At 59.7% G+C, this 17330-nt stretch carries 13 protein-coding genes and 1 pseudogene; all 14 read right to left on the bottom strand.

The window, feature by feature from the left end; translation table 11 throughout:
• Positions 1-88: 88 nt before the first annotated feature.
• Positions 89-649, bottom strand: a complete 561-nt coding sequence (locus ACZ47E_RS20935) for an NAD(P)H-dependent oxidoreductase (protein ID WP_022562827.1) — start codon at positions 647-649, stop codon at positions 89-91.
• A 51-nt stretch (positions 650-700) separates the two neighbouring features.
• Positions 701-1882: an acyl-CoA dehydrogenase family protein gene (locus ACZ47E_RS20930; RefSeq protein ID WP_048902886.1), complete on the bottom strand. Its 1182-nt coding sequence runs from the start codon at positions 1880-1882 to the stop codon at positions 701-703.
• Positions 1883-1995: 113 nt separating this feature from the next.
• Entirely contained in the window at positions 1996-3099 is a 1104-nt protein-coding gene (locus ACZ47E_RS20925) for an LLM class flavin-dependent oxidoreductase (protein ID WP_004445361.1), read from the bottom strand.
• 107 nt (positions 3100-3206) lie between these two features.
• A pseudogene (locus ACZ47E_RS20920) lies at positions 3207-4344 on the bottom strand (LLM class flavin-dependent oxidoreductase).
• Entirely contained in the window at positions 4341-6059 is a 1719-nt protein-coding gene (locus ACZ47E_RS20915; RefSeq protein ID WP_022562824.1) for a dipeptide ABC transporter ATP-binding protein, read from the bottom strand. Before ACZ47E_RS20915 ends, ACZ47E_RS20920 begins: the two are co-directional and overlap by 4 nt.
• Complete coding sequence (locus ACZ47E_RS20910; protein WP_004445358.1) at positions 6038-6883, bottom strand: ABC transporter permease; 846 nt, start codon at positions 6881-6883, stop codon at positions 6038-6040. Before ACZ47E_RS20910 ends, ACZ47E_RS20915 begins: the two co-directional genes overlap by 22 nt.
• Complete coding sequence (locus ACZ47E_RS20905) at positions 6880-7890, bottom strand: ABC transporter permease (RefSeq protein ID WP_022562823.1); 1011 nt, start codon at positions 7888-7890, stop codon at positions 6880-6882. The genes ACZ47E_RS20910 and ACZ47E_RS20905 overlap by 4 nt, the downstream gene beginning before the upstream one ends.
• A 38-nt stretch (positions 7891-7928) precedes the next feature.
• Entirely contained in the window at positions 7929-9584 is a 1656-nt protein-coding gene (locus ACZ47E_RS20900; protein ID WP_022562822.1) for an ABC transporter substrate-binding protein, read from the bottom strand.
• Positions 9585-9927: 343 nt separating this feature from the next.
• The gene (locus ACZ47E_RS20895; RefSeq protein ID WP_022562820.1) at positions 9928-12324 is read right to left on the bottom strand and encodes a molybdopterin guanine dinucleotide-containing S/N-oxide reductase; all 2397 of its coding nucleotides are present in this window, start codon (positions 12322-12324) and stop codon (positions 9928-9930) included.
• A 38-nt stretch (positions 12325-12362) separates the two neighbouring features.
• Complete coding sequence (locus ACZ47E_RS20890; protein ID WP_022562819.1) at positions 12363-13739, bottom strand: FAD-binding oxidoreductase; 1377 nt, start codon at positions 13737-13739, stop codon at positions 12363-12365.
• A 96-nt stretch (positions 13740-13835) separates the two neighbouring features.
• Positions 13836-14438: a 2-hydroxychromene-2-carboxylate isomerase gene (locus ACZ47E_RS20885; RefSeq protein ID WP_022562818.1), complete on the bottom strand. Its 603-nt coding sequence runs from the start codon at positions 14436-14438 to the stop codon at positions 13836-13838.
• A 12-nt stretch (positions 14439-14450) separates the two neighbouring features.
• Positions 14451-15023 carry a TetR/AcrR family transcriptional regulator gene (locus ACZ47E_RS20880; RefSeq protein ID WP_022562817.1) on the bottom strand — a complete coding sequence of 191 codons (573 nt, stop codon included), beginning with the start codon at positions 15021-15023 and terminating at the stop codon, positions 14451-14453.
• A gap of 51 nt (positions 15024-15074) precedes the next feature.
• Positions 15075-16103: a ketopantoate reductase family protein gene (locus tag ACZ47E_RS20875; RefSeq protein ID WP_022562816.1), complete on the bottom strand. Its 1029-nt coding sequence runs from the start codon at positions 16101-16103 to the stop codon at positions 15075-15077.
• Between the two features lie 299 nt (positions 16104-16402).
• On the bottom strand, positions 16403-17245 hold the full coding sequence (locus ACZ47E_RS20870; protein ID WP_006698371.1) for an NADPH-dependent oxidoreductase: 843 nt from the start codon (positions 17243-17245) through the stop codon (positions 16403-16405).
• Positions 17246-17330: the final 85 nt, after the last annotated feature.

Raw genomic sequence — 17330 nt, 5'->3', positions numbered from 1 at the left:
CCGGCGCTGTCGCGGCGGGTTCCGCCAAATTCCGATAGTGTTCTGTCGCGCCTGCAGACTGCCTTGGCAAAAGCCGTCCATTTCTAAATTATTCTGCCGCGATTGTTACGTTTCCGAAACGAGCTTTGACGAGAAGCGCGGCTTCTGCGATTGCCTGATTTACCCGGGCGTTCACCACGGGAGAAACCTGTCCTTCCACGTAATCCCGGCCGGAGGTGTAGATTGCGGTCGGCGTCACGAAGGCTTCGAAAAAGGCAAATAGCGGCCTGAGTTGGTGTTCCACCACAAGCGAGTGCCGGTCTCCGCCGCCTGTCGCGGTCAAGATGACAGGTTTGCCCCTGAGGTCGGCGGGATCGAGAAGATCGATGACGTGTTTGAAGAGGCCGGTATAGCTTCCCTTGTAAGTTGGTGAACCGATCACCAGAGCTTCAGCGTCGATGATGGTCTGAACGACCTGCCGCGCGCTGCCTTCCAGGTCCGCTACGGATCGTGCCGAGCTTAGGGAGGGGCCGAGATCCTCAACGTCGAAAACCTGATGTTGCAGGCCCAGTTGGCCGGCCAGCGCCTCGCTGACGCTTTCGACGAAGCGCTTTGTGCTTGATGGCCGCGATGTGTTGCCGGAGAAACCGACGATCAGATTGTTGCTCATTGAACTTTCTTTCGGGTGATCCTGCATAAATGCGGTTTCTGTCTGCGCGCCCTAGGCCGTCTTGAGAATTGACAGCCCGGCCGGATGTGCCGATCGATCATTCTCGCCGGTCTTCCACTTCTCAAAGGCGGCGCGTCCGAGAATGGCGACGGACGTGTCTTCCTGAGGTGCATGGACGAGGACTGACTGGATATCCCGGAAATGACGCTCGAGCCCGAGATCGGCATTGAGACCGGGGTTGCCGATGCCGCGGACCGCCAGCTGGACAGCGTCGCGGATTTGCCTCCCGGCGAGAAGGCGGGCCCTTATCAGGTGTTCGGCATCGCCAATATGGTTTGCGAGCGCGCCAAAGATGATCTGGCGGGCGCCGGCAACCAGAAGGTCGATTTCACCCGAGAGTTCAACGAAACGTTCCGTTTGCGCAATCGGGCGGCCAAGATTAGCCGGCACGCGCTCATGCGCGAAGCGGATGAACGCTTCTTGGGCGGCTTCGGCCGCGCCCAGATAGATGGCAGTGAGTGCAAGCGTCATTGCCGCGTGGCCGCGATTATCCTGCTGGGCGACCGAGGGATCAACGAGCTCCAGCACATTTTCTGCCGGGATTTCAACTTCGGTGTACTCGACATCGTGCGAACCGGTCGCCCGCATGCCGAGGCTTTTCCAGTTCTCGATAATCTTGATGCCGGGCAGACCGTTGGGGACAACGAAGGTGCCGACTCGTGGCTGAACCTCATCGGTATGCGCCCAGACGAGAAAATGGGTAAGGCCATAGGCACCCGTTACGAAGCGCTTGCGGCCCGTGATCGACCAGCCATTTGCCGTCCGGTGCGCACGCGTGGACGGCAATCCGCCGCGGGCCGGCGACCCCAGCTCTGGTTCCACACGCGCGGCGTTCAGAAGAAGCGGCTGCTGCTTTGCCTGTGAAAGAAGTTCCCTGTAGAGACCGTCCGGCCAATGGCCCTTCGTGGCCTGCCCGAGATGTGTAAAAATCGTCATTGCGCTGATAAGCGCTACAGAAGGATCGCCTCGCCCGAGCGCCGCCAGAATATGGGCTGCGGTGCTCAAGGTTCCTCCCGGTCCGCCATAACGCGTGGCCACCGTGCTTTCGAGAAGTCCAGCCTTATGAACGGCGCGAATACCGGTCCAGGGAAACTGACCGGTCTGATCCGCATCCGGTGCGGCTTCGGAAAGGACGCGCGCGGCTGCGTCGAGTGCGGTGGGGTCATAGGACATGCGGATAGCGGCTTTCTCATGGTCGGCAGGCGGGATCATCCGTCACAGGGGTGGATGATCCCGGTCTTGGAAGAGAGGTGGATCGGTCCGACGGCGTGGTCGGACTGCCGTGATCAGGCGGCTGCCTTCTTCTTCGCCTCTTCGCGTTCGCGAATACCCTCGCGGACGAGGGGCAGGATGTATCGTCCGTAGTCTACGGCATCATTATAGTTGTCGTATCCACGGATCGAAATCAGATCGGCGCCAAGGTCGATATAGTCGAGAATGGAGTCGGCGATCGTGCGTGGCGACCCGACCAGGGCGGTAGTCGCGCCGCTGGCATTGGTGGCGGTAACTGTCGGATACCAGAGTGCGCGGTCATGGACGTCGCCGCGCTTGGCGATATCCAGCAGACGCTGGGACCCGATATTGGCAGGAGGTGCTGCATTGACCGGGGCACGAGACAGGCCTTTCTGGCGGTTCTCGTTCAGACGGTCGAGAACCCTGTGCGCCTTTTCCCAGGCCAGTTCATCCGTTTCGGCGACGATCGGCCGGAATGTCACCCAGATCCGGGGGCGGTCGGTGCGTCCGGCTTTTGCGGCTTCGGCGTAGATACGGTCAATCTGCTGTTTTGTTTCAGCCAGCGGTTCGCCCCAAAGGCCGAAAATGTCGCAAAGGGAGCCGCCGATACGATAAGCAGCATCCGAAGAGCCGCCGAGCGAAATCGGGATAAGGCCATTGGTCGGACGCACGGCGCTGCGGAACTGCTTGAACTGGTAATATTTGCCTTCGAAATCGAACGGCTCCGTCGAAGCCCATGCAAGGCGAAGAATGCGGATATATTCTTCCTGACGCTCGTAACGCTCTTCCTTGTTGAGGAAATCGCCTTCGCGTGCCTGCTCCTCGTCGCTCCCGCCCGCGATGAAGTGGACGACCACGCGTCCGCCGCTCAACTGGTCGAGTGTGGCGAGGGACTTGGCCGCAACCGTCGGATAAACCGTGTTGGGGCGGAGCGCGACAATGATCTTGATGTTCTTCGTGTGCGCAAGCACCGTCGCACCCAGCGTGAAAGGATCGAACGAAGAGGAGGAATAGGGAATGAGCGTGTAGTTGAACCCGTAGTCATCCAGTGCCCGCGCGTAACGTTCCAGAAACAGCGGATCGACCGGAGCATCAGGGATGGGGTTCAGATCATTGGATGCGTTGGGAAAGCTGACGCTGATGAATTCCGCAGCCATGGGAGCTCCTTGCTGTTTCTAATGTCGAGTGAAAGCTAAAGCCGACGTGGCATATGAGGAAGACAGGTCTTTCTATTTCTATGGAAAATGTAGAAAATATTGCCTGACTATTCTGGTGGCCTAGAACCGGCGATTGCCGCCGGGCCTGCATCTGCGTCATAAGGGCCGGGTTTCCACCCCAGGGAGGGAGCAACCGTCGTCGCAAGATCGGTGAGCAATCTTACGTTTTCGGTCAATCCGAAAGCCGGAGGCAAAAAGAGGACGAGCTCATCTGCGGCCGCCAGCCCGGGGTCGCTCAGTACCGCCTCAATGACCGTATCCGGTGCGCCCTGAAAAACGGGGGAAATCATGGCACCAGCCGGTTGGCCGGCAGGAGCCAGCGCACCCTTCGGGCGTGAGGCCGCAATGCCGACTGTGCGACGTTCAAGGTCATAGGCGGCATATTTTTCCCGCAGTTCCGGAGTGGTGCCGACCAGGATCGACGCTGCAACGGCGACCGGAGGCGGCGTTGTCTTCCAGATTCGCAGCCAGTGAGTGCGATAGGCATCGATGATACGCGCCTGATATTGGCCAAACGTCTCGCCTTCGTCCTGATCGTGAAGGACGGTACCGGAAATCAGGCCGATACCGAGTTCGGCGGCCTGAATCGCTGAATCGATACTGGCGGAGCCCTGTCGGATACGGCTGCGCAAGGTGGGGCTGTGTGGGGTCACCCGCAACTCGGCTCCCGGAGGCGCACCAACGTCGTTCGGCGTAACAACGTGCAGAACATCACCGGCAATGGCGGCAAGAAAACGCGACTGTCGCCGCTTTGCCTCTGTCCGGGCATCGGTATCCACGGATCCGAATACGGCATCGAACGCCCCATTTGCCCCGGTTGAAATCGCGAGTTCAAGCCGGCCGTCGATCAGCAGGTCGGTCGTGCCCGCCGCTTCGGCCAGCAGAATAGGGTCCTGATAACGCATCGGGATGACGGCGGAGCCAAGCGTAATGTGCCGTGTATGCTGGCCGACCGCCGCAAAGAAGGGCAACGGGGAAGAAAGATAGTGGTCGAAATGGCGCTGATAGGCCGGCCCAGCCGGACTGATACCCCAGCCTTTCCGCCTGTCTGAACAATTCTATGCCCTGTCGGAGCCCCTTTGCCGGACCGTCATCGTCGTTGAATGATACCCGCGTATTGAAACCCAGCCGGCTTTTCGGCCGGAACAATGCGGGAAGGTCGCGCGACGCTGCTGCAATATTCATGCGAGTTGTTCCTTCCGCAGCGCGTGCGGGGCTGCATGGGTGCGGGCCGTTCCGGCGATGCCCGATGGGATGGAGTTCAGCAGCGACGCGGTGTATTCGTGTCGCGGATTGCCGAAAATCTCGGTGACGGTCCCATGTTCGACAATGCGGCCTCGCTGCATCACGGAAACGCTGTGCGCAAGTTGCCTGACGAGGGCGAGGTCATGCGAAACAAAGACATAGGTCAGTCCGAGCTTCGCCTGCAGCGACAGCAGAACCTCGACGATATCCGCCTGAACGCTGACATCGAGAGCGGATGTGGGTTCGTCCAACACGATCACATCAGGCTTGAGGACCAGCGAACGGGCAATTGCCACACGCTGACGCTGCCCGCCTGACAGGTCTGATGGCTTGCGTTCCATGAGGTGCTCGCTCAAGCCGACATTTGCGAGAGCTTCCCGCACCTGCTCGGATCGCTGCTTCGGAGTACCGATCTCGAATCTGTCGAGCGGCTCACGAACAAGCTGGCCCACCTTCCATGTCGGGTCGAGTGACGTGAACGGGTTCTGGTAAACCAGTTGCAGATGCCGCCATACCGACCGCAGGGAAGCGCGGCTCTTGCTTGTAACGCTCTCGTCGGCAACCGTGATGGTGCCGCTTTCCGGCTGCTCGAGCCCCAGCAGCAGGCGGATGGTCGTGGTTTTCCCGGAGCCGGATTCGCCGACAAGCGCGTGTGTCGTGCCTGCCGGAACCGTAAACGAAATATCATCCACAGCGGTCAGGGTTTTGCCATCGACGGTGAAGCGCTTGGTAACGCCGCTGACAGCGATCTTTGGCGATTTGTCACTATCGAGAAGGCTGAACCCCGGATCGCGAAATTTGGCATAACGCTCCGGGTTGAGCGCGGGCACGTCGCCATGGAGTTTTTTGGCATAGGGAGAGGAGGGGGAGGAAAAAACAGCCGATGTCCTGCCCGCTTCCTGCACGACGCCGTTCTTCAGCACGACGAGATTGTCCGCCCTCTCCGCCGCTATTGCGAGATCATGGGTGATGAGAAGCAGGCTGATGTTCAGCTCATCGCGAAGACGGGAGAGGAGATCGAGAATGCGTTTCTGGATTGTGACGTCGAGCGCCGACGTCGGCTCATCCGCCACCAGCAATGCGGGGCGCGGTAATATTGCGAGCGCGATCAGTACACGCTGCAGCATTCCGCCCGACAGTTGATGCGGATAGGAATCGTAAACCCGTTGCGGATTGTCGAGACCCACCTTCGCGAATGTTTCCAGAATGAGGAGCTTGCGGATTGCGGGGTTGGCCTCTTCCGTCAGCGCTGCCGCCTCCAGCGCCTGCGCGCCGATTGTTCTCACAGGATTGAGAGAGTTGCCCGGATCCTGCGGCACGAAGCCGATTTCGCGGCCACGAAAAGGCCTGAAGCGTCGTTCCGGCAATGCCAGAATGTCCTGCCTGTCGAAAACAACCCGGCCCGTGGCGTTTGCGCCGTTGGGAAGCAGTCTTAGTACAGCCTTTGCTATGGTCGACTTTCCCGAACCGGATTCTCCGATCAGCGCAAGACTTTCGCCACGCCCAAGCTCGAAGCTGACACCGTGCACGACCTCCTGCCGCCCGTAGGAGACGGCAAGATTTTCAACGCCGAGCAGGGGTATGGCGGGCTGCGGAGCCTCTGCCACTATCCGGGGAGGGGTCGGCGCTGTTTTCAATGCGATTTGCGAAGCCATCGGCTGATCCTGTTGACAGAGAGGACGGTCACGATCGTAACGAACGCGGGCGCATAAACGAGCCAGGGCCATTTGAGGTAGTCCTTGCCGATCGAGATCAGCAGGCCCCAGTCGGAAGAGGGCGGCGGATCGCCGTAGCCGAGGAAGGCGAGGCTGGCGATGACGAGAATGGACTCGCCGAATTGCAGGACGGCCAGCGGCAACATCGAGCGGGATGCGTTTGGCAGCACATGTCTCAGCACAATGTAGCCGCGTGAGCCACCCGAGAGAAACGACGCCTCCACGAAGGTCGCCTGACGCGTCTTGATGACCTCTGAGCGCGCCACACGGGCGAAGAAGGCGATCGCCGATATGCCTGTCGCAATGGCGGCGTTGATTGTCTCGAAGCCGATTGCGGTGACGATGATGACCGCCAGCAGGAACTTCGGGATGGATAACAGCACGTCGACAAAACGTGCAAAGACGATATCCACCCAGCCGCCGAAAAATCCGGCAAGCAGACCGATCACACCGCCGATGACGACGCCGATGACGACAGCGACCAAAGCGCTCGATACAGATGAAGCGGTGCCATAAACGACCCGTGTATAGAGATCGCGCCCGAGATGATCCGTGCCGAACCAATGGGCAAAACTTGGCGCAAGAAGCTTGTCAGCCGGGACGCCGTTGATCGGGCTTTGGGTGGTGAAAAGCTGCGGTGCAATCGACCAGGCGACGACGATTGCGATGACAAGCAGGGAGAGGGCGACCGTTGCAGTTATGTTGAGAGTTTTCAGTCTCTCCAACGGATTGCTGATGGAAGCCGGGCTGGAAATAAGGCTCATGGTTTGGCCCCCGTTTCAAGGCCAAGCGACGTGTCATCGATCGTCGACAGGCGGCGTTTTCGGCCAACGATAATTTTTACCCTTGGATCGAGCAGCGGATAGAGGAGATCGGCGATGAGGTTGACGACGACGAACACCACGGCCCCCAGCGAGACGATCGCCTGCAGGACCGGCAGATCCTGAGTGCTGACGGAACGCTGGACGAGACTGCCGATACCGGTGCGGCCGAATACCGTCTCCGTAATCAGCGAGTTGCCCAGAAGTTCGCCGACGGTGAGGGCGATAACCGTCACCACGGGCAAGGAGGCAGGCTTGAGGAGATGTGTTGTGAAAAGCCGTCTTGGCCCGATGCCGCGACTGCGGGCAACCGCTGCGTAATCCTGCTCTGCCTCATGATCGAGATTGGCGATCAGAACCTCCGCAATCTGTGCGGAAAACGGTATGCCGATGGTGATCGCCGCAAACAGCGTGGCCCAGAAACTGTCGGGTTCGATGACCCGGAACAGCCTGAGCTGAAAACCGAAAAGGTGGATCAGAAACAGGCCGATGACGAAATTGGGTGTCGACAGGAACAGGGAAGGGAAGGCGCGCAGCAATCCCTGTCCGTAACGCTTCGGCACGACCTGCGTGCCGTAGGCGACCGCAAAGGCGAGGATCAGCGCCACGGTCAGCCCGGCGGTGGCCAAGACCAGCGTCGATGGCAGCACCTCGGCGATGAGCGTCGAGACCGGTCGGTTGGAGCGCATCGAGATGCCCAGATCGCCTGTCAGGAAGGCCGACAGGGAGTGCCAGAGCTGCACGATGATCGGCTGGTCCAGCCCCTGTGCCGCAATGATTTCGGCGATCTCCTGCTCGGTAAAGCCGTTCTGCGGGTTCCGCAGAACGCTGGTGATCGGGTCGCCAGGCAGGACGCTGACGACCACGAAGGTGAAGACATAGGCCAGAAGGATGACGACGATCGCCTGGCCGAGCCGCTTTGCGGCGTAGGTTAGGTAGGCATTGTTCATGCCGTCACCTCCTTGACGTTACTCGGTGGGTGCTGGCGTCATTCGGCAATGAACGCTGTGTAATAGCTGGCATAAGCGACGCCGTTATAGACTTCGCCCTTCAGCTTCGGCGATTGCACGTAAATGCGCTGGACGATTTGCGTGCGCGGGATGAAGTAACCCTGTTCCAGCACGTATTTTTGCAGGCCATCGAGCAGAGGCTTCCGATCCTCGACGGAACCTGCACCAGCGATCTTGTCGCGCAGGTCGTTGAGCGTCGCATCACGCTCGTCCAGCGCAAACCAGTTCTCGCCATTATTGGCGTTGGTCAGGATGCTTGCGACCGTGCCGGCGTCGATAAAGCTGCGGGTGACTTCATATGCCGGAACGGCGGCGCCACCGAATTTGACCTTCTCGCCAAAGGTCACGACATCATACGCCCTGATATTGACCTTCCATCCAAGCCGGCCGAGCTGCTGGGCAATCAGCTCATCGACTGATTTCGAGGTTGCCAGATAAGGATTGGAATGGATCGTCAATTCCAGCGGCTTGCCGTCCTTCACGCGAACGCCGTCCGCACCCTTGACCCATCCGGCTTCGTCCAGAAGCTTTTCCGACTTGTCCGGGTTATAGGCGAGGAGATCGCTGTGATCCGTGGCTCCCGGGACGTTGCTCTGGATGAAGGACGTCGCGAGCTTCCAGTCCTGCGTATAGACTGTGTCGATGATTTCCTGACGGTTGATGCCTGCCTGAAGTGCCTGACGCACCTTCACATCATCATAGGGCTGAAGCTTGGTGTTGACGGCCCAGCCGTTGACGAAGCCGAGATAACGCGGGGTCGCGATGGTGAAGCCTTCCTCCTTGAGCGATTTCAGTTCCTGGGGCGAGGCATTGTAGGCGACATCCGCCTGACCGGACTGAACGGAGGCGACGCGAAGGGATGGCTCAGAGACCAGCTTGTAGGTGATGGTATCGAGATATGCGGGGCCGGTGTGGCCGACTGCGGCGGGACCCCAATTATAGTCCTTGCGCTTGACCAGGGTGACGTGGTCGCCCTCTTTCCAGGACTCCACCACATACGGTCCGCTGCCTGCGGTCTTGCTGAGGTCCGCCTGCTGGCCGGCAGGCTGGGCAATGGTCTTGGGAGAGATCAGGATGGAGCCGTGGTAGCCAAGCGTCGGAATGAACCCGAGCGTCGGCTTCTTGAAGAAAACCTTGACCGTCGTCGCACCAACCGCTTCGGCGTGATCATAGGTCTTGGGGAAGAGGCCGATCGGGTTGATGCCCTCGTTCTTGCGGCCGGCATACCAGATGTCGAGATTGGCAACGACGGCCTTGGCATCCAGCGGTTCGCCATCGGAGAAAGTCACGCCGCTTTTGAGGTGGAGGGTGAACTCCGTCGCGGTGTCGTTCTGCTCCCAGCGCTCGGCAATCCACGGGCTGACCTTGCCTTCGGCATCGACGTACAGCAGCTTATCCGTGACATGACCCCATATATGGCCCTGGAAACTGGAGATCGCGCTGTTGTTGGGGATCCACGTGTCGCCCAGGGAATCGATCAGAAACGTGATGTCACCGCCATCATGTGGCGTGTCTGCGGCCACAGCACTCAAAGGTGCAGCCGTCGATAAAAACAGCGAGGCGGAAACAGCGAGCGAAGCCGTAAGAAGCAGCCGACGACGCGAAAGAGACGATGAGAAAGGACGCTTTGTCATTGTATGATCCTGAAAATTCCAAAGTTTTTCGTTGCAATTTCGGCATCTCCTGGGATGCGCGTGCTTCTGCGGTGGCTGCTCAAACGCATGTCAAACCGTTGCCGCGCCGGCCTCTCGGCCGAGCAGGAGATGCTTAAGTTCATTGGTGGCCTGATTGGGCGACGCGACGCTAGCGAGCGGTTCCCGAGAACCTGCGTGGCAGAGGAGCGCGCCCGCTTCTACATATTCCAGTCATGGCGCGATCCCCTTCTGCGCTGTCCGTCTTGCCCTTAACCTAGCAGTCAGGCGTGAGGGAGAAAGACTGGTTATTCTTTTTCTATGGATTTAGTGAATTATTTTATCGTCATTTCGGCGGCTGTTTGGATTGGTGTTTCAGGGCCCCTTGGAATGCGGGGGTTCCGGCGTGGAGTGACGACGGCTCGGCGTCTGGGCCGACCTGGTCTCGCGATACAAATCGCATGGCCTGGAAAATTGTCACGGGTGGCAGAGCCCCGGTGAAGCGCTCGATATCCACCTTCGCGATCTGGCCGGTCGATGCCTGCGACAGTTTCGATGTGCCGATATCGCGGGTCAGAATATTTGGATTTCCGTGGATGCATATCGAGTTTTCGGCAGTTGGATCCTCTGGTTCGAACCAGGCGCCGGTAGCGAGCTGCATTACCCCCGGCATGATGTCTTCACTGAGAAGGGCGCCCGCCAGGCAGCTGCCGCGCTGATTAAAAAGCCTTACGACATCGCCGTCAGATATTCCACGGGCCGAGGCGTCGGCTGGATGGATACGGACGGGCTCCCTGTCCATGACCTTGGTGGAACGGCTGAAATCGCCATAGTCCAGCTGACTGTGCAGGCGTTGATATGGTTGATTGCAGACGAGATGCAGCGGATAGAGGTGCGCATCGTCTGGAGTTTCCATTTTGGGTGGATACCAGCGCGGATGACCCTTGCAGTCATCATAACCGAAACCCTCGACGGTCCCGGAAAAAATCTCGATCTTTCCTGAGGGGGTCGCCAGCGGTTTCGTTGCGGGATTCTCAAGGAAAGCGCGCGCCGGTCCACCGTCGTCCGGCTTGACTGGAAGGGACAGTTCTCCGCGTTCCCAGAAGGTTTCAAAGTCCGGCGCCTCATGGCCCGACGCGGCAAGTGCCTGACGGGTCGTTTCGTATAGAAAGGCAAGCCATTCTCCGCTGCTGCGGTTTTCGGTGAAGGCCTCGAACCTGCCCAGTTCGCGGGCAATGCCGGCGAATATTTCGTAATCGTCGCGTGCTTCGCCGACGGGGGCGATCAGGCGCTTCATGGCGATCATCAGCGGATCGCGATCGGCGGCACCGATGTCATCACGCTCAAGCGTGGTCGTGGCGGGCAGCACGATATCGGCGTGTCTGGCGGTGGAGGTCCAGGCGGACTCGTGGACGATGATCGTTTCCGGCCGCCTGAAAGCGGCTCGCAACCGGTTGATATCCTGATGATGGTGAAATGGATTGCCGCCCGCCCAATAGACAAGCCGGATGTCAGGATAAAGAAGCGTGCGCCCGTTGTAATGGAACTCGGCGCCGGGATTGAGCAGCATATCGGAGATGCGTGCGCAGGGAATGTAGTCCGGCACAGGGTTTTTGAATTGCTGCAGCGTTGGCAGGGGAACGGCGAGCAGATTCTTGCCGATATTGCCCAACGCGCCAAGGGAATAAGAAAATCCGCCGCCGTCCGATCCGATCTGGCCGAGCATGGCGGCAAGCACAATGCCCATCCACACCGGCTGCTCTCCGTAATCGGCCCGCTGCAGCGAATGACTGACGGTGATCAGGGTTCTCGAACCGGCCATCCTGCGCGCCAGCTTGCGTATCGTGTCCGGCGCGATGTTGCAGATTTCGGCCGCCCATTCCGGGCTCTTGTGCTGGCCGTCCTCCCTGCCGAGAAGATAGTTTTCGAACCGGTCATATCCGACCGTATAACGCTCCAGAAACGTCCGGTCGTGCAGCCCTTCCGTAACGAGGACGTGCGCCAGCCCGAGCATCATCGCCACGTCGGTGCCCGGGATGATGGGAAGCCACTCGGCATCCGCCTCAGCGGGGAAATCGTCTGCCAGAGGGCTGATGAATGTGAAATGCGCACCGCGAGCCTTCGCGCCGGCAAGTTTTTGCCGGACCGTGTGCGTGCTGATCCCTCCGCCGTGGACATCGGCATTCTTGATCGCCATCCCGCCAAAGGCGAGCACCAGCTCGCTGCTGCGTTCGATGGCATCCCAGGTCACGCTCTTTCGGTCGAAGCTGTCATAAGGGCCCAGGACATGGGGGATTATGACCATGGCCGCACCGGAACTATAGGTGTTGACCGACCGGACATATCCGCCGAGGACATTCAAGAAGCGGTGGATCTGGCTTTGCGCGTGATGAAAGCGACCGGCACTGGACCAGCCATAAGAGCCGCCGAACACGGCGCTTGGACCGTGACTGTCGTAGACCCGCCTCAGTTCGTCGGCGACCAGTGTCGTCGCTTCGGCCCAGCTGACCTCGACATAGTCGTCAGCGCCCCGCCGCTGTGCATGGTCGGTTTCGCGCTCAAGCCACCCCCGCCGGACAGCGGGCCGTCGGATGCGGACGGGGCTGTCGGCGATCGCCGGAAGATTGCCCAGTAGCGGGGATGGATGGGGGTCGCCGGAGTGAGGCTTTATCTCCAGTCGCCCATTTGTGAGCCGCCCGGAGAAGGCGCCCCAGTGAGAACTGTGAGTCTTGAAAGAATTCATCGTGTCGCCCCAGCGGTCGCGGATCGCAAAGTAACATTCTATCTCGGCAGGATTTTGCCGGGATTCATGATGCCGGCTGGATCGACTGCATGTTTGATGAGCGCCATAAGATCGACCGCGTCACCATGTTCTTCACGCAGGTAGGCGATCTTGCCGGTGCCCACGCCATGTTCGCCGGTCGAGGTGCCGCCGACCGAGAGGGCGTATTGCACCATCTTCTTGTTGATGGCCGCCACCTCGCCGAGCTCTTCCGCATTGCCGGGATCGACCGCGAAGACGACATGATAATTGCCATCGCCGACATGGCCGAGAATGGCAGCCGGTACGCTGCAATCCTGCAGGAGCTCGCGGGTCTTCAATATGCAGTTGCTGAGCTGCGAGACCGGAACACAGACATCCGAAGACCAGCCTTTGGCGTTTGGCCTTTGCGATACGACAGCATAAAACGCGTTGTGGCGCGCTTTCCAGAGGCGATTGCGTTCTTCGGGGGCGTTGGCCCACTCGAAATCCTTGCCGCCATGGTCTTCCACAATGGCGGACACCATATCGACCTGCTCCTGAACGCCGGCGGGCGAGCCGTGAAACTCGAAAGCCAATGTGTCCTCGATCTTCAGCTCCAGCCCGGAATAGGCATTGACGGCCGTGATCAGGCCACGGTCCATGAGCTCCATGCGGGCGACGGGGATGCCGAGTTGCACGACCTGAATGGCCGCCGCGACTGCTTGTTCGACGCTCTCGAAAGAGCAGAGCGCCGCCGAGATGGTTTCGGGTATTCCATAGAGGCGAAGGGTTATTTCGGTGATGATCCCCAGCGTTCCTTCCGAACCCACGAACAGCCGCGTCAGGTCGTATCCGGCAGAAGACTTTCTGGCGCGACCGCCGGTTTTGATAACCTGGCCGGTCGGCAGCACCACGGTCAGGCCCAGTACGTTTTCACGCATTGTTCCGTAGCGGACGGCGTTGGTGCCGGAAGCGCGGGTTGCAGCCATGCCGCCAATCGAAGCGTTTGCGCCGGGATCGATGGGAAAGAACAGTCCCATGTCTCGCAGATATGTGTTCAACTGCTCCCGCGTTACCCCGGCCTCGACCGTACAATCCAGATCTTCACTGCTGATACGGGTGATTTTCGACATGCGTGAAAGGTCGATCGAGACTCCGCCATTGACGGCTGTCAGATGCCCTTCCAGGGAAGTGCCGGCGCCAAAAGCGATGACGGGCACGCTTTCCGCCGCACATAGCCGCACGATCTCGGACACTTCGGAGGTGGTTTCCGCGAAAGCGACCGCATCGGGAAAGGCGGCTGCGTGATGCGCCTCGCCGCGCCCGTGCTGCTCGCGCAGTGTCGGCGACGTTGAAAGACGCTCCCCGAGGAGGTCTCGCAGGGATCGGATGAGAGAAGGAGACAGGTCAGGCATAAAACATTCCGTGTAGGCGGGTCGCAAAACACTGCGACAGACTTACAAACCTTGAGGGCGAGGCGCGCGGCCGGCGACGCCATCTGGCAGTGAACATCAGGCGGCCAGTTTTTCGCCCCTGAGATGACGCTCGAGGAACGGAAGGCTGTCCTGCCCCCAGTAGAGTTCATCCTGATAGCGATAGGTCGGAACCCCGAACACACCGGCGGCCCTGGCAGCTTCGAAGCTCGCCTTCTGCAAGACAGCAACCGCGTCGCTTTTGCCATGTTCATCGAGGGCTACAGCATCGAAGCCTGCAGCCGTCGCGATGGCCTGGCGGATGTCGGCCTTGCCGATGTCTTCACGGCGGACCCAGAAAGCCTCCTGCAGTGCAACTGCAAGCTTCAGCCAGTCTTCACCGGTTTCGATTGCCGCCGCAACCATCAGGCCTGCCGGGGACGGATCCGAGAGCGCAGCGCGATTGTCGAAATTGAGCACTTTTCCGCGCAATGCCGCCCACCGCTTCAGATCCGTGATCCAGTAAACGCGTCTGGCCACCGGGCGATTTTTCGAGTAAATGCCACCGTTTTCCTCGATCAGCGGAATAAGGTGAGGGCGGATAGTGGCGCCCTGCTGTTTCGCCAGGGCGGCAAAGGGTTCAACACCAATGAAGGCCCAGGGTGAGCCGATGCTGAAGAAATAATCGATCGTCTTTGTCATTGTCTGCTGCTTTCAGTTCGGTTGATCGGTGGAGGCGGCGGCCGTGGCGAAAACGGAGAGAGCGCAGTCACGCGCGATCAGCACCGCCTTGGGGTCGCGTCCAACCGCGACGGTCGCCAGCGCCCCTTCGTAGAGAAGTGAGAGATGGGCGGCGGCGATCTCCACTGTGCTGCCGGCCCTCGCCAGGATAGCGGCGAACAGGTCCCTGACCTTGGCCTTATGGGTACGCGCAACGAACACGACCCGCTCGGATTCGCCATGTTCGGCAACCGCGAGAGCGAAGGCGCAGCCGCGAAAATCCGGGCTGTCGGCCTTTTCGTGGAGTTGCTCGAAAATCAGCCGGATCTGCTCCTTCGGAGCCATGTCCGCATCCACCACGTTCTGAAGCGCGTGGATCACCCGCTCATGACGCGCTTCCAGATAGGCTGCAACAAGATGATCCTTCGAAGGGAAATGCCGGTAGAGCGTCGCCTTCGCGACATTCGCTTCCTCGATGATCCGATCGATGCCGACAGCCCGGATGCCTTCGCGATAGAAGAGCGTGCCGGCGGCGGTGAGTATATGGTCTGATATGGCTTCTCTCATTATATCGTTTCACACTGTCGTTTGATAAATCGCACTGCTTGAGGCCGCCGGTCACGAAGGGCTGGCGGGATTCGGCTGCGCCGGCTGGTCCGGGCCGGCGATGAGCGACGTGATTGCATCGAGCGGCAGCGGCTTTGAAAACCCGCCCTGTTGCGCCAGTTTGCCGGCCAGCGTCTGAACAGCGTCGTTATAGGGCGTTGGCACATTGTGAAGCCGGCCGAGCAATACGATCTCTCCGTTGAGGAAATCCACCTCACTTGAGGCTCCGCGCCTGAAACTCTGCCACGTCGATTGCTGGCCCGGGTGAATGCCGCTGTTCGGCGCTACTCGCCAGTTCGAGATGTCTACGGTTCGCTCGGAGGGCGAGGCGAGGGTGTAACCTGCCGCGTCGAGCACATGGCGGGCTTCATCCACCAGCGCCGCGCTGATCTTGTCGTTCAGATCGGCCGGACCGTCGAACAGTTCGAGGACGTTGCGAACGTTGTGAAGGAGCTTTGCTGCTTTCCAGCGGCGGATATCGTCGCTGGCCTCGGCAAGATATCCCGCCCTGTTGAGGTCTGCCGTGACCTGCGTCGTCACCTCATCCTGTCCGAGCGGAAAACGCCCGACCGTCACGATGCCCAGTTGCGGCTCGCCGCCAACCACCACCTTCCCGGTTTCTGTGAACCGCGCCGGTGTCAGAATGCTTGCGCCATAGACCCTGGAAAATGTTCTCAGGGCATTGGCTTCAGTCGCCAGTCCATTCTGAAAAGTCACTATAGGCAGCTGTGCAGCCGCCGGTGCCGTCGTGCTGGAGACGTTCTGCCAGGACCAGAAGGCGAGTGCGCTTATGGCATCCTGAGCCTTCACCGTGAGCAGGAGGATATCATCCCGTCTCAATTCCGGAAGATCCGTCAGGTCGAAGACCTTCAGATCGATCTGCCGCGTCTGTGCGGGTCGTTGAAAGGTGAGGCCATGCTGCCTGATATGGCTTATCTGGGCTCCCCGCCCGAAAAGTGCATAATCAATGCCGGAAAGTGCAAACTGTGCTGCAAGGCTCGCGCCCACCGCGCCGGCGCCAATGATAACATAACGTGGCATCTGTCGTTTCTCGTCCTGTCTTTTTACGCTCCGGATTTACGGAGATATTGGTGTGGTGATTGGTTCGGCGGTTTCGGCGGCGGTTGAGGACGGTGGCAGGATGCGTTCAGGAGCATTCTGAACGGATCGTAAGGCCTTCGAGCGGGGCAAAGGAAGACCGGTCATTCTATATCTACTAATTTTATAGAAAATAAGTTCCCGAAACCGGTGATTTCGGGAGAGATTGCGCCGCCCCGGCCCGCGCCTTGTATCGCCGGGGCAAGGGCGCGTCTTCGTTATACCGTCAGCCGCAATGGAATTTATTTGATAGCGAAACCGAGGCGACGCAGCGTCCGGCTCAGTTCCGCACGGCCCTTCAGCGCGGCGGCGTTCTCCACACGCTGGGCAATGGGCCCTGTCCAGCCATTTTGGGGCAGGCCCTGTTTTTCCTGAAACACCTTTAATACCTCATCATAAGAATTGAGGTCATCGTGGGCGGGTTCCGAATAGGTTTCATGAAACAGAACGGATGATTGTGACAAGCGCGGTTTGACATCTGTTTTTACCGCCGGGTCAGGATAGCCGACCGTCAGGCCGAAGACGGCAACCGTCTCGGCAGGTAGGTTGAGTTCGCGGGCCACGTCCTCCGGCCTGTTGCGGATGCCGCCGACGTAGCAGGAGCCCAGGCCGACTGAATCAATTGCGGCAACAGCGTTCTGCGCTGCCAATGCAGCGTCGATGGCGCCGATCAGGAAGCTTTCCAGGTAATCCAGTCCTTCACCCTCATTCCCCTGGCGTGAAGCGACCGTGCGCAGCCGCTTCAGGTCGATAAGCCAGATGAGGAAAAGGGGGGCATCCTTTATATGGGCGTTGCCGCCGGTGAAACCCGCCAGTCGTGCCTTGCGCTCCTTGTCCTGCACCGCAACCACACTCCACGCCTGAAGATTGGATGATGTGGGCGCTGATTGCGCGGCGGCGACCAGAAGCTCCAGGCTGCCCTCCGGCAGAGCCTTGGGCAGATAGGCGCGGGCGGTGCGATGGTTCAGCAAGGCGTCGATGGTGTCATTCCAGAAAGGCGGAGAAAAATCGGCCTGCGTTCCATAACGGGCCTCGACGCGCTGCTGTGGGATTTCCAGTTTGGTAATCGGACTGGGCGGGGTCATCGGATGAAACTCCATAATTGGGGGTGGAAGGGTCGGGCTCGAATGTGCGGATCAGAAAGGCGGCAAATTCCTGTGATTTGATATG

Source organism: Agrobacterium sp. 5Ca39 (genome assembly GCF_055382365.1).
Note: the sequence above shows the minus strand (reverse complement) of the source record. Positions and strands in the feature narration are given on the sequence as shown.

Bases quoted from the DNA above. Each gene is read 5' to 3' on its own strand.
- ACZ47E_RS20910 (WP_004445358.1), bottom strand. From the start codon at position 6,883: ATGAGCCTTATTTCCAGCCCGGCTTCCATCAGCAATCCGTTGGAGAGA.
- ACZ47E_RS20890 (WP_022562819.1), bottom strand. From the start codon at position 13,739: ATGCCTGACCTGTCTCCTTCTCTCATCCGATCCCTGCGAGACCTCCTC.
- ACZ47E_RS20870 (WP_006698371.1), bottom strand. From the start codon at position 17,245: ATGACCCCGCCCAGTCCGATTACCAAACTGGAAATCCCACAGCAGCGC.
- ACZ47E_RS20905 (WP_022562823.1), bottom strand. From the start codon at position 7,890: ATGAACAATGCCTACCTAACCTACGCCGCAAAGCGGCTCGGCCAGGCG.
- ACZ47E_RS20885 (WP_022562818.1), bottom strand. From the start codon at position 14,438: ATGACAAAGACGATCGATTATTTCTTCAGCATCGGCTCACCCTGGGCC.
- ACZ47E_RS20935 (WP_022562827.1), bottom strand. From the start codon at position 649: ATGAGCAACAATCTGATCGTCGGTTTCTCCGGCAACACATCGCGGCCA.
- ACZ47E_RS20915 (WP_022562824.1), bottom strand. From the start codon at position 6,059: ATGGCTTCGCAAATCGCATTGAAAACAGCGCCGACCCCTCCCCGGATA.
- ACZ47E_RS20895 (WP_022562820.1), bottom strand. From the start codon at position 12,324: ATGAATTCTTTCAAGACTCACAGTTCTCACTGGGGCGCCTTCTCCGGG.
- ACZ47E_RS20875 (WP_022562816.1), bottom strand. From the start codon at position 16,103: ATGCCACGTTATGTTATCATTGGCGCCGGCGCGGTGGGCGCGAGCCTT.
- ACZ47E_RS20880 (WP_022562817.1), bottom strand. From the start codon at position 15,023: ATGAGAGAAGCCATATCAGACCATATACTCACCGCCGCCGGCACGCTC.
- ACZ47E_RS20925 (WP_004445361.1), bottom strand. From the start codon at position 3,099: ATGGCTGCGGAATTCATCAGCGTCAGCTTTCCCAACGCATCCAATGAT.
- ACZ47E_RS20930 (WP_048902886.1), bottom strand. From the start codon at position 1,882: ATGTCCTATGACCCCACCGCACTCGACGCAGCCGCGCGCGTCCTTTCC.
- ACZ47E_RS20900 (WP_022562822.1), bottom strand. From the start codon at position 9,584: ATGACAAAGCGTCCTTTCTCATCGTCTCTTTCGCGTCGTCGGCTGCTT.